Annotated in this window: 11 protein-coding genes; 3 read left to right on the top strand and 8 right to left on the bottom strand. The window is 44.9% G+C overall.

What is annotated here, in order from left to right:
* Positions 1–20: 20 nt before the first annotated feature.
* The 4 genes from R7Z78_RS04265 to lrp all read right to left on the bottom strand — a co-directional run bounded on the left by R7Z78_RS04265 (position 21) and on the right by lrp (position 5,759).
* Positions 21–1,376, bottom strand: a complete 1,356-nt coding sequence (locus tag R7Z78_RS04265) for a replication-associated recombination protein A (protein ID WP_017821702.1) — start codon at positions 1,374–1,376, stop codon at positions 21–23.
* Positions 1,377–2,003 carry an outer membrane lipoprotein chaperone LolA gene (lolA, locus tag R7Z78_RS04260; protein ID WP_104975210.1) on the bottom strand — a complete coding sequence of 209 codons (627 nt, stop codon included), beginning with the start codon at positions 2,001–2,003 and terminating at the stop codon, positions 1,377–1,379. It lies immediately after the preceding gene.
* Positions 2,004–2,064: 61 nt separating this feature from the next.
* Positions 2,065–5,112 carry a DNA translocase FtsK 4TM domain-containing protein gene (locus R7Z78_RS04255; RefSeq protein WP_104975209.1) on the bottom strand — a complete coding sequence of 1,016 codons (3,048 nt, stop codon included), beginning with the start codon at positions 5,110–5,112 and terminating at the stop codon, positions 2,065–2,067.
* Positions 5,113–5,264: 152 nt separating this feature from the next.
* Complete coding sequence (lrp, locus tag R7Z78_RS04250; protein WP_005378234.1) at positions 5,265–5,759, bottom strand: leucine-responsive transcriptional regulator Lrp; 495 nt, start codon at positions 5,757–5,759, stop codon at positions 5,265–5,267.
* 156 nt (positions 5,760–5,915) lie between these two features.
* On the opposite strand from lrp, the gene ald reads away from it, so the two are divergent.
* On the top strand, positions 5,916–7,040 hold the full coding sequence (gene ald, locus R7Z78_RS04245; RefSeq protein WP_005378241.1) for an alanine dehydrogenase: 1,125 nt from the start codon (positions 5,916–5,918) through the stop codon (positions 7,038–7,040).
* A 93-nt stretch (positions 7,041–7,133) separates the two neighbouring features.
* Here the strand turns inward: ald and R7Z78_RS04240 are convergent, their stop codons facing one another.
* Together R7Z78_RS04240 and cysB are read right to left on the bottom strand one after the other, a co-directional pair.
* Complete coding sequence (locus R7Z78_RS04240) at positions 7,134–8,330, bottom strand: methyltransferase (RefSeq protein WP_104975208.1); 1,197 nt, start codon at positions 8,328–8,330, stop codon at positions 7,134–7,136.
* Positions 8,331–8,383: 53 nt separating this feature from the next.
* Positions 8,384–9,358 (bottom strand): HTH-type transcriptional regulator CysB, encoded by a 975-nt coding sequence (gene cysB, locus R7Z78_RS04235; RefSeq protein WP_005388967.1) that lies wholly within the window; start codon positions 9,356–9,358, stop codon positions 8,384–8,386.
* Positions 9,359–9,671: 313 nt separating this feature from the next.
* On the opposite strand from cysB, the gene R7Z78_RS04230 reads away from it, so the two are divergent.
* Positions 9,672–10,436 carry a hypothetical protein gene (locus tag R7Z78_RS04230; RefSeq protein WP_005378247.1) on the top strand — a complete coding sequence of 255 codons (765 nt, stop codon included), beginning with the start codon at positions 9,672–9,674 and terminating at the stop codon, positions 10,434–10,436.
* A gap of 97 nt (positions 10,437–10,533) precedes the next feature.
* Positions 10,534–11,304 (top strand): tRNA isopentenyl-2-thiomethyl-A-37 hydroxylase MiaE, encoded by a 771-nt coding sequence (miaE, locus tag R7Z78_RS04225; protein WP_017634952.1) that lies wholly within the window; start codon positions 10,534–10,536, stop codon positions 11,302–11,304.
* A 125-nt stretch (positions 11,305–11,429) separates the two neighbouring features.
* Here the strand turns inward: miaE and R7Z78_RS04220 are convergent, their stop codons facing one another.
* Positions 11,430–13,058: a methyl-accepting chemotaxis protein gene (locus R7Z78_RS04220; protein WP_033905071.1), complete on the bottom strand. Its 1,629-nt coding sequence runs from the start codon at positions 13,056–13,058 to the stop codon at positions 11,430–11,432.
* Positions 13,059–13,213: 155 nt separating this feature from the next.
* On the bottom strand, positions 13,214–13,480 hold the full coding sequence (locus tag R7Z78_RS04215; protein WP_104975187.1) for a hypothetical protein: 267 nt from the start codon (positions 13,478–13,480) through the stop codon (positions 13,214–13,216).
* Positions 13,481–13,689: the final 209 nt, after the last annotated feature.

Genomic DNA, 13,689 nt, shown 5'->3' with positions numbered 1-13,689 from the left:
ACAAATGTATCCAAAAACGCCTACTTTTCATAGCGCTTTTGTGGGCTATTTGCGTCTAAAGTAGCCAAGTAATCTAACTTTTCGCCGATTTTGGTCTCCAGACCACGATTTGTCGGCTGATAGTACCTACGATCGCCCATTTCAGGCGGCAAATATTGCTCACCTGCTGCGTAAGCACCAGGCTCATCGTGAGCATAACGATACTCAGCCCCATAACCCATGTCTTTCATCAAACTGGTTGGCGCATTTCGAAGGTGATGCGGCACTTCATATTCAGGTAAGTTATGAGCGTCCGCTAGCGCTTGTTTCCACGCCACGTAAACAGCATTACTTTTTGGCGCACATGCTAAGTACACGATCGCCTGTGCAATCGCACGTTCACCTTCTGCTGGGCCAACGCGTGTAAAACAGTCCCACGCGGAGAGTGCCACTTGCATGGCTCTAGGGTCCGCATTGCCGACATCTTCTGATGCTATCGCAAGTAATCGACGGGCAATATAAAGAGGATCACAACCCGCAGCAATCATACGTGCAGCCCAGTAAAGCGCCGCATCTGGGTTAGAGCCACGAATGGATTTGTGGACCGCAGAGATTAAGTCATACCAGATATCACCTTTGTTATCGAAGCGAGAGACTTTCTCCCCTGCCACTTCAGCCAGCAACTTAAGCGTGATCTCTTTTTCACCTTGCGCATTGTCTTCTGCCATGTCGTAGAGCAGCTCAAGATAATTGAGAGACATGCGAGCATCACCGTTTACCAGTTCTGCTAGGCGGTCTAATACGTTATCAGCGAAGTGTGCGGGTGTATTGCCCAAGCCACGCTCTTTGTCACTGATCGCTTGATTCAGCGCCAGTGAGATTTCATCTTTATCGAGAGACGTTAGCTTGTAGACACGTGCACGTGACAGCAATGCGTTGTTTAACTCAAACGACGGGTTTTCTGTCGTCGCACCAATAAAGGTAACCGTGCCATCTTCGATATGCGGTAAAAACGCGTCTTGTTGAGATTTGTTGAAGCGATGCACCTCATCCACAAATAAGATGGTGCGGCGGCCCGCCATTTTGTTCTCACGTGCTTTCTCGATTGCTGCACGGATTTCTTTCACACCAGACGTTACGGCAGACACACGCTCTACTTCAGCATTGGCGTAGTTTGCAGCCACTTCCGCTAATGTCGTTTTGCCTGTGCCTGGTGGTCCCCAAAGGATCATAGAGTGAATGTGACCCGCCTCTAGCGCACGGCGCAGTGGCTTACCAGGGCCTAAAATGTGCTGCTGTCCAATGTATTGCTCGATTGTTTCCGGTCTCATACGAGCAGCAAGGGGACGAAAATCTTCGTCCCCCGAGAAATCTAATGTGTAATTACTCACTACCAATTAATTCCTTTGGTCATCCACTTCCACACCTTTTGGAATTGTGAATGTGAATCTGTCTGCTTTTGGTTTACCCAGCTTCACGTTGTTAAAGGTGAACAAACCTTTTTGGCCGTCTTGCTCAACCACGTTGAAGCCTTTCACGACACCTTTGGCATCAATATTAATCTGGAATTGACCTTGTGTGGAGTCTACTGCGGTAGGAATGAGAGTAAACTGGTCACCTTTTTGAAATATTTTGTAGTTATTCCAATCACTTGCTCGGTTACGCGTTAGCAAAACAAATGGCGTTTGCTCTGTTGCTTGCTCTTGCCAGTAGATGCTCACTTGCTCGATGAATGGGCTGTAGTACCACAATGTCTTACCGTCAGAGACCAATAGGTTCTCATCAGGGAATGTTGTACTCCAACGGAACAGGCTTGGGCGAGCGATTTCAACCATACCTTCTCCTACCATAACCGTTTCGCCTTCAGGGCTGATAACCTGCTGAGAGAAATCCGCACTAAAGCCATCATTCATAGAAAGGCGTTTGTTTAATTCATCTTTAGGAGATGCTGCGTGTGCGGTAGAAAAGAGGGAAAAGCTTAAAACAAGCGCAGAGAAAAGTTTCGCTGAAAATAGTTTTTTCATTCAGATACCTATTATTAGAACCACTCACCTCAGTTGGACTGAGGTGAGTAAAACAAGTTCATTAATCTTTTGGTGGCGCAGGTGCCAGTACTTCACGGTTACCGTTATGACCCGGAGCACTTACGATGCCCTGCGCTTCAAGCTGCTCTACAATACGGGCGGCACGGTTGTAACCTATCTTAAATCGGCGCTGAACACCGGAAACCGAACCTCGACGTGATTGAACCACGTGCTCAACAACTTGATCGAAGAGCGGGTCTACATCTTCATCCGCTTCCATTTGCTCACCAGGCAATAGACTTTCTGGAGTTTGATCTCCACTGATGATCTCTTCAATGTAGTTCGGTTTACCACGCGCTTTCCAGTTGTTTACAACAGCATGAACATCATCATCTGATGCAAATGCACCGTGAACACGAGTTGTATGACTTGATCCCGGCGGTAGATACAACATATCACCCATACCAAGTAGTGATTCTGCGCCGCCTTGATCTAGGATTGTACGAGAGTCCGTTTTAGTCGATACCGTAAACGCAACACGAGTTGGAATGTTCGCTTTAATTAGACCGGTAATAACGTCAACCGATGGACGCTGAGTCGCAAGAATTAAGTGAATACCTGCCGCACGCGCTTTTTGCGCCAAGCGAGCAATCAGTTCTTCAACTTTCTTACCTACCACCATCATCAGGTCAGCAAATTCGTCAACAACAACGACGATGTAAGGCAGCTTTTCTAGCAATGGCGGTTCAGTATCCATGCTGTCGCCTTCTTGCCAGAACGGGTCATGGATTGGGTGGCCCGCTTCTGCTGCCATCTTCAATTTTTCGTTGAAGCCCTTCACATTACGTACACCTAATGCCGACATCAATTTGTAACGACGTTCCATCTCGCCCACACACCAACGCAGAGCATTTGATGCGTCTTTCATATCAGTCACAACTTCAGAAAGAAGATGAGGGATACCTTCATAAATAGAAAGCTCTAGCATTTTCGGGTCAATCATGATGAAGCGTACATCTTCTGGACCTGCTTTATACAGCATGCTCAAAATCATCACGTTCACACCCACCGACTTACCAGAACCTGTTGTACCTGCTACTAACACGTGAGGCATCTTCGCAAGATCTGCCACCACAGCTTCGCCCGCAATGTCTTGACCTAGCACAACCGTTGTTGGTGACGTTGCTTGCTCAAACTGAGGGCTACTGATGACATCAGATAAATAGACCGTCTGACGACTCATGTTTGGCAGTTCCAAACCGATGTAAGGCTTGCCAGGGATTACTTCCACAACACGTACCGCCATCGCAGACAATGCACGCGCTAAGTCAGTTGAAAGACCAGAAATACGACTTACTTTCACCCCCGGCGCCAAATCAAGCTCAAAACGAGTGATCACTGGACCAGGATAAATACCAACCACATCGGCTTTGATTTTGTAGTCAGCGAGTTTGCTCTCTACCAATCGAGCGACCTGCTCTAGCGCATCACGGTCGATAAAGTTTTCACGTTTTTCTGGATGATAAAGCAACTCGAGCGTTGGGAGTGGCTCTTCCGGAACTGGCAAGTTTTCTTCTTTCTGTACCAAAAATGGGTTCTGTGTTGCAGCGACTTTGGCTTGCGCATTGGAAACCATATCTTGGAATGCGGTAACGTCTTGGTCGTTGTCTTGGACCTCTTCTACTTCCACTTTTTGAGGTGCAGGTTCAAATGTTGTTGAAGGTGTTGCTGCTTGCTGATGAGGCGTTGTTGGCTGTACTTGCTGCGCAGGCTGAGACTCCACTTCGTCTTCATCATCTAACACATCAAAGTCAGAGATCGTAGGCTCAATATGTTGGCTCGATTCCGTTTGCGCCGTGATGCTATCTAATACAGCAGAATCAATTGCAGGCTCTTCATGTACAGGATGCTCAATACTTGGCTGCTGTACTTGCTCTGCTTCAAATTGTTCGTACTCCGCATAATCTGGTTCAACACTGATCGGTTCTTCTGTAGCTGTATGTGGCTCTACATAGGAAGAGTAAGTGTCTGCAAATGATGGGGCTGCCTGTTCTTCAGTTCCCCAGTCATCTGCTTGTTGCGCCGCTGCTTCAAGCTCTTCTATCGTAACATTCAGTTGCTTGGTGCGTTCCAAGAGCGGATCAACGTTATCCGTGTTAACCGTATGGATAGGTTGTATTTGAGGCTCAGGTTCAGAATAAACTGGCGCAGCATTAACCGTAGCCTTGCGTTGTGGTGGCGTCGGTTCTACCATCGCCTGTTCCGCAGGCTTATCAGGTTTAGCTTGCGGCATATAAATAGGATACTCATGCGCTGGCGCCGGCTCTTTCGGTTCATCGACATCGTACGCCGTTAAATGAGGAAGCGGCTCATCATCAATTTCATGGTCTACATTATGTTTAGGCGTAGAGACTTTATCTTCTACAAACTCATCAAGCTGAGGTTCTAAAACTTCCTGCTCTGAACCTCTTGCCTTATTTGCAAGCGCGGCAATTAGTGCTAACGCACGATCACCAAGCCATTCCACGATGTTAAGCCATGAGATGCCAGTGAAGAGCGTAAAGCCCGCTCCCCACAAGAACAGCAGTACCAATGTGGTACCGAGTACATTCAATGTAGGTAAAGCGAGGCTAGACAACACATCCCCGACCACACCTCCGGATGAAAAATACCAAATGTCATCAAAATTAATATCGGCAAGACCGCAACTGGTCATAATAAGGACGACAAGACCGAGCAGCCTTGTACCCCATAGCATGAAATCAATTGGCTCATCTTCTCCTCGTTTACGGCAAATCACCCATGCAGCCGCCGCTAGCAAGAAAGGGATTGGGTAAGCGAGAGAGCCAAATGTGAAGAATAGAGTATCGGCTAGCCAAGCGCCGAAAAGGCCACCAGCATTATCGATATCCCCTCCCCATGCGGTTTGGGACCAAGAAGGATCGGCCGGACTGAAGGTAAATAGTGCAACCGCAAGCAATACCGAGCTAAGAACGCCAACGATAAAGCAGCACTCTTTTAAGCGTTGGAAGCCATTTAAGCGTGAAGACTGGGGCTCTTCACTGGTTTTGATAATGGTTTCGACTTTCTTTGCGTTCTCTTTGAACATAAATCAACTTGAATATGGAAATGAAATAGGAAATTGCAAAACATTCCGAGCGGCATCAAGCCGCTCGGTAAATTGATTTAACCATATCAAGGAGAAAAACCCAATTACTCTCTGGCGAAAGCGGAAGCATATACCGCTTTCTTTGCAAGAAATTAACGAGTTTTGATCACAAGCTGGTTAGATTGTTTCACTTCTTCCATAACAACGTATGTGCGAGTGTCATTTACGCCAGGTAGACGTAGTAACGTATCGCCCAATAGTCGGCGGTAAGCACCCATATCTGATACACGGGTTTTAAGAAGATAGTCAAAGTCACCTGAAACAAGATGACACTCTTGTATGTCGTCTAGCTTTTGAACAGCTGAGTTAAACTGCTCAAACACATCCGGCGCACCACGGTTTAGCGTAATCTCAACGAATACTAATAGTGATGCATCCAGGAACTGCGGATTCAATAATGCAGTATACCCTGTGATATAACCCTGACGCTCTAAGCGACGTACACGCTCCAAACATGGCGTTGGAGAAAGTCCCACACGTTTTGAAAGCTCAACGTTTGAAATACGACCGTCTTTCTGCAGCTCATTAAGAATGTTGCGGTCGATACGGTCTAGTTCCTTGGACGGCTTTTTATAGTTGTCTGCCATTTTTTATTCCACCTTATTACTTCCTTGCAAAAAAATATACTACAACTTTTTAATATTTGGTGCCAAATTTTACAAATCTATAACTATACTAGTTATTAATTCGACAATAACACCCTACTAACAGTTAATACAACCATTATAGAAAGAGGATACAGGATGATCATTGGCGTACCTAAGGAAATCAAGAATCACGAATATCGTGTTGGTATGATCCCAGCTAGCGTGAGAGAACTCATCTCACATGGTCACCAAGTTTTAGTTGAGACCAATGCAGGTGCCGGCATTGGTTTTTCAGACGATGATTACATCGCTGTCGGCGCATCCATTCTCCCTCATGCTGCTGACGTATTTGCGCAAGCAGACATGATTGTAAAAGTAAAAGAACCCCAAGCAGTAGAGAGAGCAATGCTCCGCGAAGGGCAAATTTTATTTACTTATTTACACCTAGCACCAGATTTTCCACAAACTGATGAGCTAATCAAGAGCAAAGCTGTCTGTATAGCCTATGAGACTGTAACAGATAATATGGGTCGTTTGCCACTGTTAGCACCAATGTCAGAAGTGGCAGGTCGGATGTCTATCCAAGCTGGCGCGCAAACGTTGGAAAAATCGCACGGCGGTCGTGGTCTGCTCCTAGGCGGCGTACCTGGTGTTGAACCTGCAAAAGTCGTTATCGTTGGTGGTGGCGTTGTTGGTGCAAACGCTGCTCGTATGGCGGTTGGCCTTCGCGCTGACGTCACCATTCTAGACCGTAACGTAGACACACTTCGTAAGCTTGACGAAGAATTCCAAGGTCGCGCAAAAGTGGTTTATTCTACTGAAGACGCTATCGAGAAGCATGTTCTAGAAGCGGACCTTGTTATCGGTGCCGTTCTAATTCCTGGCGCAGCAGCACCTAAACTGGTCACTAAAGAGCACATTGCTAAGATGAAGCCTGGTGCAGCAGTGGTTGACGTGGCAATTGACCAAGGCGGTTGTTTCGAAACTTCACACGCGACAACTCACGCAGATCCAACTTACATCGTTGATGAAGTGGTTCACTACTGTGTAGCAAATATGCCTGGCGCAGTTGCTCGCACTTCAACATTTGCACTCAACAACGCTACACTTCCATACATCGTGAAGTTAGCAAATAAAGGCTACCGCGAAGCACTTCTAGAAGATAAAGGCTTCCTTGAAGGTCTAAACGTTATTCACGGAAAAGTAACGTGTAAAGAAGTAGCAGAAAGCTTTGACTTGGAATACGTTGAACCAACTCAAGCTATCGCTATGTTTAATTAATGACAAAATAAAACATAACTTGTCACGTTTTGTTTACAAAAGCCCACTCATAAGTGGGCTTTTTTATATAGAGCGTTTGGCTATAAAGAATAACTAAATCTTATATGCACAAATTAAAATATTTCTAGGCGTGACCGATTTAGGGCAAAACTCTGACAATCTAACACGGTAACCACGTTCTTCAAGATAAAGCACTTTGTCTAATGCGAGCCAGATCTCCAACGGACGTTGAAAAACAAGTTGCACTAAGCTCATTCTCTCCATTTGCCAGAAGCGTTGTTCGCTTAACTTTTCAAAATGAGAGAAATCGATTTCTTGAGGAAGAACAATGCCTTTTTGCTCCGCTGCCCAGCGACATAAGGCTTCAAAACCATCACTTAATTGCGACTTACGGATACTCGGCACAGGCTGATACTCTGCCATTCCCAAAGCTTGTCGCGTGATCAAATCAAACCCAAGACGAAACATCATTTCCTGCTGACGATGACGACGCACGCGCTCTCCTCCCGTCACCGTTTGTTGTAATGGGATACGCAGTTCTTGCTTAGACAATGAGAGAGAAGAAGCCCTGCCCGATTCCGACATCGGCTGGTATTGTTCCGACTGAATCAAGTGGTAACAACAAGGTGATATGGTCATCGCAGCAACCCCATTTTCACTGCCGTACTGCATTAAACGAACGTGAAGGTCACCGCATGCATGCAGTGCTACTGCGTGTTGCGTTGGCTTAAACACGGCTTTCGCTTTGCTATCAAACGCGTCGCCTTGAATAAACGTCATCTTCCAATGATGTTCATTGGCTGCTTGTTGCCCCGAATCGCACAGTGCTTGTTGGTATTCAAAGCTGGTTACAGGCTGATCGGTTTGCGTTGTCAGGATTCGCCCCAAGTAACCTTTACCTGAGCACCATTCTAGCCATTCTTCGCCACAGTGTTGTTGAATTGCAGCTTCACCCATCGAGCTAATTTGCTCCAACTTACGTCCCGGAATACCGTTATCTAAACCACGAGCGAGTTCCAAGCCGTTTAACGACAAAAGCTCTAAATGAGTCAGTTCTGCGAGTTGTTCAAGCTCAGGCAAAAACGGACTAAGTGCTTTTAACGCGAGTTCTGGTGCTGCTTTGTATTCTTCGATTTGAGAGGGAGTAAGAGACGCTAGCCATTGGCACAGTCGAGGATGTTGCTCCTGCCAAGGTAATGATGTGTGAATGCTGCTTTTAAAAGGCTCGAATCGCCACAAAGATTGGTTTTCGATTAAGCAGTCATTAATAAATTGAAATTGCGTTTTCATAGCTCCCCCTACAACGAGCGCATTGTAGAGGGAATCGAAACATCAATGAAGTGTTATCTCACCGGAAGCTCGATGTCTTTAAACATCTCTTCGATTTCTGCATTAGACTTCAACGAAATCGCCTGCTCAACCACTGGACGCGTTAAGTGCGGTGCAAAACGCTCCATAAAATCGAACATGTAAGAGCGTAAGAATGTACCACGGCGGAAGCCGATGCTCGTGGTGCTCGCGCCAAACAAATGGCTCGCATCTATTGCAACCAAGTCACCGTCCTGCTCTTCATCTACAGCCATGCTTGCAATCACACCCACACCAATACCCATACGAACGTAAGTTTTAATGACGTCTGCATCAGTTGCAGTGAACACCACTCGCGGGGTTAAACCTTCGCGGTTGAATGCTGTATCCAGCTCTGAACGGCCAGTAAAACCGAACACGTAAGTGACTAATGGGTAAGCGGCAAGATCACTGATCGTTACTTTGTCTTTCTTCGCTAGTGGGTGGTCTTTAGGCACAACTATTGAACGATTCCAGTGATAACAAGGCAGCATGATAGCATCTTGATATAAGTGAAGCGCTTCTGTCGCAATCGCAAAATTCGCTGTGCCTTTAGCTATCGCCTCAGACATTTGTGACGGTGTACCTTGGTGCATGTGTAACGACACTTTTGGATAACGAGAAGTAAAACCTTTGATGACATCTGGCAGTGCATAACGAGCCTGCGTATGTGTCGTGGTGATATTCAGCGTCCCCATTTCTGGATGGGTGTGCTCTCCAGCCACCGCTTTGATACTTTCTACACGAGCGAGAATTTCTTGAGAGATACGTACAATTTCTTCACCAGCTGGCGTCACTTGCGTTAAGTGCTTACCGCTACGTTCAAAAATCTGAATGCCTAACTCATCTTCAAGCAACCGAACCTGTTTACTGATACCTGGCTGAGAGGTATATAAGCTTTCCGCCGTTGCAGATACATTCAGATTATGGTTTACAACCTCAACAATATACTTCAGCTGCTGCAGTTTCATCGTAATCCCTTACTTATTCATGAGAGAGTTTATTGGCCACTCAAGCGAGCGATATAATAATTAGTTATAACGCGTTCAAATCGAAATGAACAGCAATTTCTAACTTATACCTCAATCACATACTAATAATCTTCAAGCAAGAAACAATATGCACAAAGTTGAGCCAATAAATGACCGAAGTTCTATGATGTGACTTCTATCAGTAACTAAAACGTGGGAGAGACAAAATAATCAAACAAATAAGGTGCCGAGTAAGATAAGATTCATGTATTCTTTAACGCTAGCCGCAGAAAAGTAAAGCAGACGCAAAGATATGAATATTGGTTTAATAATCGCTTTGGTAGCCATCCTACTGGTGTTAATCCTAGGCTATAACATTATGTTGCAATATAAGGTTAAAGTTGAAACCGCAAAAAGGCAGGAATCAGCGCGATATGTAGCCTTGATAGATGGTACTGAAGAGTTGATTGGTCATGCGCACCATATCCCTTTTAGTAAAGAGCTGTTGCTGTGTCTAAACAATCGTATTCTTGACGCGCTAGAGAGCATGCATGAGCTGGACCCGAAGAACAAGCAACTTGCTCAACGTATCGAAAATATGAAGCAGCAGATTACGCAGCTAAAAGAGAATGGTCCTACTGGCGAGAGTACCACTTTCAAGATGCCGAGTAGTGATAAACAAGCTATCGTCATGCTTAAGCTGGTTAAACGACTTCGCGACACTATCCGTAACGAGCACAACAAAGGCCGATTGGATACCCAGACTTACGTCACCGAAAATGCGCGCTTGGAAACGATGCAAATTCGCATCAACATTGAAAATGTCATCAAAAGAGCAAACGACTCTATCGCTCGTGGCCAACCAGGCACCGCGCTTCAACTGCTGCGTAAAGGTATCGATGCTTTGAGCACTAAGAGCGATCCTTATTCTATTCAAGCGAAACAAAAGCTTGAAGAGATGTTAGGTGACTTAGATAAAAAGCGCCAAGATAAAAGCGATGCCGAAATGCAGCAGATTGCTGACAAAGAGCGTGACAATGACATGGAAGCTCTCTTCGGCGAGAAGAAAAAGTGGTAACATTCACTTCAGGTCAAAAAAGGCTGCAATTGCAGCCTTTTTTCTATCCGCAAGACAACGGATATGCCCAATAAAAATGTGAAGTACTAAAACTAAAATGATGAATCTAGACGCCTATCAAGATCTTCTTGCTCCCATTAACCAATTTCTGCGATGCAGTACACCTGATGAATGGGTAGAGGAAGCAAAGAAACCAGAGAACCTTCAAACCATTTTGTTAGACCACCTACTGTGCGAACTAAAAGCTGGCCAATCTGCCATGTTTTTAATTCGTAAGTATGCCGTAGACCAATCCAGTTCACATGCTCTACTTGACTGGTTTAAGCCCTACGAAGATTTTGCTTACCGTAACGTAGGCTCATTGGAAACTTTAAAAGGCAAGAGCAATATTTCTAAGTCAATCATGGCTAAGTCCGACTCACCATACAGCCAAGATTTGATCGATAAGATGGTGCTTTTGATAAAAGAGGAGTTACACCACTTTTATCAAGTTTTAGAGATCATGGAAAGTCGTGGAATTGAGTACAAAAATATTCCAGCAAGTCGTTATGCTAAAGGACTGATTTCGCATATGAAGACTCATGAGCCGGAAACGCTGATCGATAAACTCATCATTGGTGCGTACATCGAAGCCCGATCTTGTGAGCGTTTTGCCAAACTAGCACCACATATGGATGACGATATCGCAAAGTTCTACATTTCTTTATTACGTTCAGAAGCACGCCATTACCAGGATTATCTTGTATTAGCGGAGCAAATCGCAGGCAAAGATATCAGCGAGCGCATCGCCTACTTTGGACGTATAGAGGCAGATTTAATTTCTACGCCAGATACAGATTTTAAGTTTCACAGTGGTATTCCAGCCTAACGAGCATATTCTCCCAAGGTTGAGCGTACTCTGAACTTATATAGACAGATAATAAATAAGCCGGACATTTCGTCCGGCTTATTTTTTGTGGCAATGAGGTTAGGAATAAAGCTGAAACACAATAACTAGAGCTGGAATGAACCCATTCGAGTTTTCAAGTTGTGCGCTAGGCTACTAATCTGCTGACAAGCCACAGCCGTTTGTGAAGCTCCCTCAGCCATCTCTGTTGAAGCACTATTAATATGCTCCACACTGCGATTCAGCTCTTCGGATACAGAATTCTGCTCACTGCACGCCGTTGCGATTTGTGTGCTCATTTGCGCTATGTTATCGACAGAATGTTCAATTTCTTTTATCTGGCTATCAGCGTCATTAACTTGCTCAACACACTGAGAAATACCCTCCTGACAATCACGGCTTGAATGCCCTATTTTACTGCTGCTCTCTTGTAGTTGATTAACAATTTCCACAATTTGTGAAGTGGAGTCTTGAGTGCGTTGCGCCAGAGAACGAACCTCATCTGCCACAACAGCAAACCCACGTCCTTGTTCACCTGCCCGAGCGGCTTCAATTGCGGCGTTCAGTGCTAACAAGTTTGTTTGCTCCGCAATCCCGCGGATCACATCGACGACCACATTGATATTGTTTGAGCTCGATTCAAGCTCACGTGCCAGTTCATCTGATTCTTGGATCGTATGTGATACACGCTCAATTACTGCGATAGTTTGTTGTAACGTCGCCGTTCCTTGCTTTGCCACTTCCGCAGCCGAATAAGCAGAGGTTGCGCCAACTTCGGTATTTTGTGCCACTTCACTTACAGCAGCTTGCATCTCTGTCATCGCAGAAGCCACCGAGCTAAGTTCAATTTGTTGATTTTGCATACCAGAGGCGGTCTGAGAAGAAATAGCACTCACTTCCTCTACTGCTGCCGTTAGCTGAATCGTTGAGTCATTAATCTCAGAAACCAACGAATGTAAGTTTGTTTGCATACCGACAAGCTCTTTGAGCAGCGTTCCTAACTCGTCTTTGCTCAATTCGCTTTCGTCGATTTGATTATTCAATTGACCCTTGGCGATTTTGGAAGCGAATTCCAATGCTCGATCAACAGGCCCGCAGATGACTCGAGAAAGCAACATGGCAGACATTACCATGACCAATGCGACGACAAGCGCACCAACAGCAGCGCTGTATTGTGTAAATGCCGCTTCACTTTGTACTTCTTCACCAATCAAATTCACCAACTCATCGTTCAACGCGAGGGTATCATCCAAGCTGCTCAACGCTTTTGAGTAGGTATCGAAACTTGATAAAATTACATCATTTGCACTTTCAGCATCGCCTTGGCTTAGCAATACGTTGTAAGTCTTCGTTTCTTTGATGTATTGATTCCAAGTTTCTTTAAAAACGCTAAAGGACTGCGTTTCACGCTTATTAAGGTCGAGCTTTTCGTATTCTGCAATACCAGCCTGCACATCAGAACGCCATTGGTCGAGGCCTTTTAACCACTCACCAATTTTGGGGTGATTTGCGTTTGGCAATAAAGAGAACTCATCTTTACGCACTTTAGTAATATCAACTTGGATACCTTTCAAAATCGCAACAGAAGGTAAACTTTTATCTGTTAACACTGAGATGTCTTTATTCAGTGTTAACAAACCTTGCACCAACATTACTGACACTAAACCAAACACGGCAAAAACGGTTAAATAACTAACCGATATTTTCTTTACGACACTTAAGTCTTTAATACGCATGCACTTTCTCCCCGCAGCCTTTCCAAACCTCTCACTTAAGTGAAAGCTTAACCTCTAAAACACACTGTTTTTTGCGCTCGATATCATTGAACGCTCTTATATACATCGGCTTGAAAGATCAAATCTTGACCAGTAATTGATAGTTTTATCACATGCTATTTTAGAGATAGGCTCGTATGCTCCGTATTGTGTCTACATCTTTTCATGAGCGCTTCTCGGCGCAGATCCAAGATCTCATCGATGAGCTTTTCTTTCGCGTTTATCCCAAAATGCTGGGCATAATTTTTTACTTTTTCTATCTCATTAGGCTGCAAGCGGTACACCTCTTTCTTTAAACGCGCTTCTGCTTCACTTCTAATCAGACCTTGCTCTTGTAACAATTTAATGATGGTTTCATCGGTTGGATTTACTGCTCTAGCCATGGTGCTCCATCTATCAATTTGAGTTCTAGCCATATGGCTAGATGAATGACGCCGCACAACTTATAGAGCAAAGATGACAGCTTGATTGCAGTGAATGCAATTCGTTGACTGTTGGTATTATTTTTCCACCGCTTCAACGGCCACACACTCAATACCCCCATCCTAACCATTGAATAAAGATCACATTCTGATAACAATTTTCAGCGCTG

This window comes from Vibrio sp. 1167, assembly GCF_033340375.1.
GTDB classification, from domain to species: domain Bacteria; phylum Pseudomonadota; class Gammaproteobacteria; order Enterobacterales; family Vibrionaceae; genus Vibrio; species Vibrio alginolyticus.
Note: the sequence above shows the minus strand (reverse complement) of the source record. Positions and strands in the feature narration are given on the sequence as shown.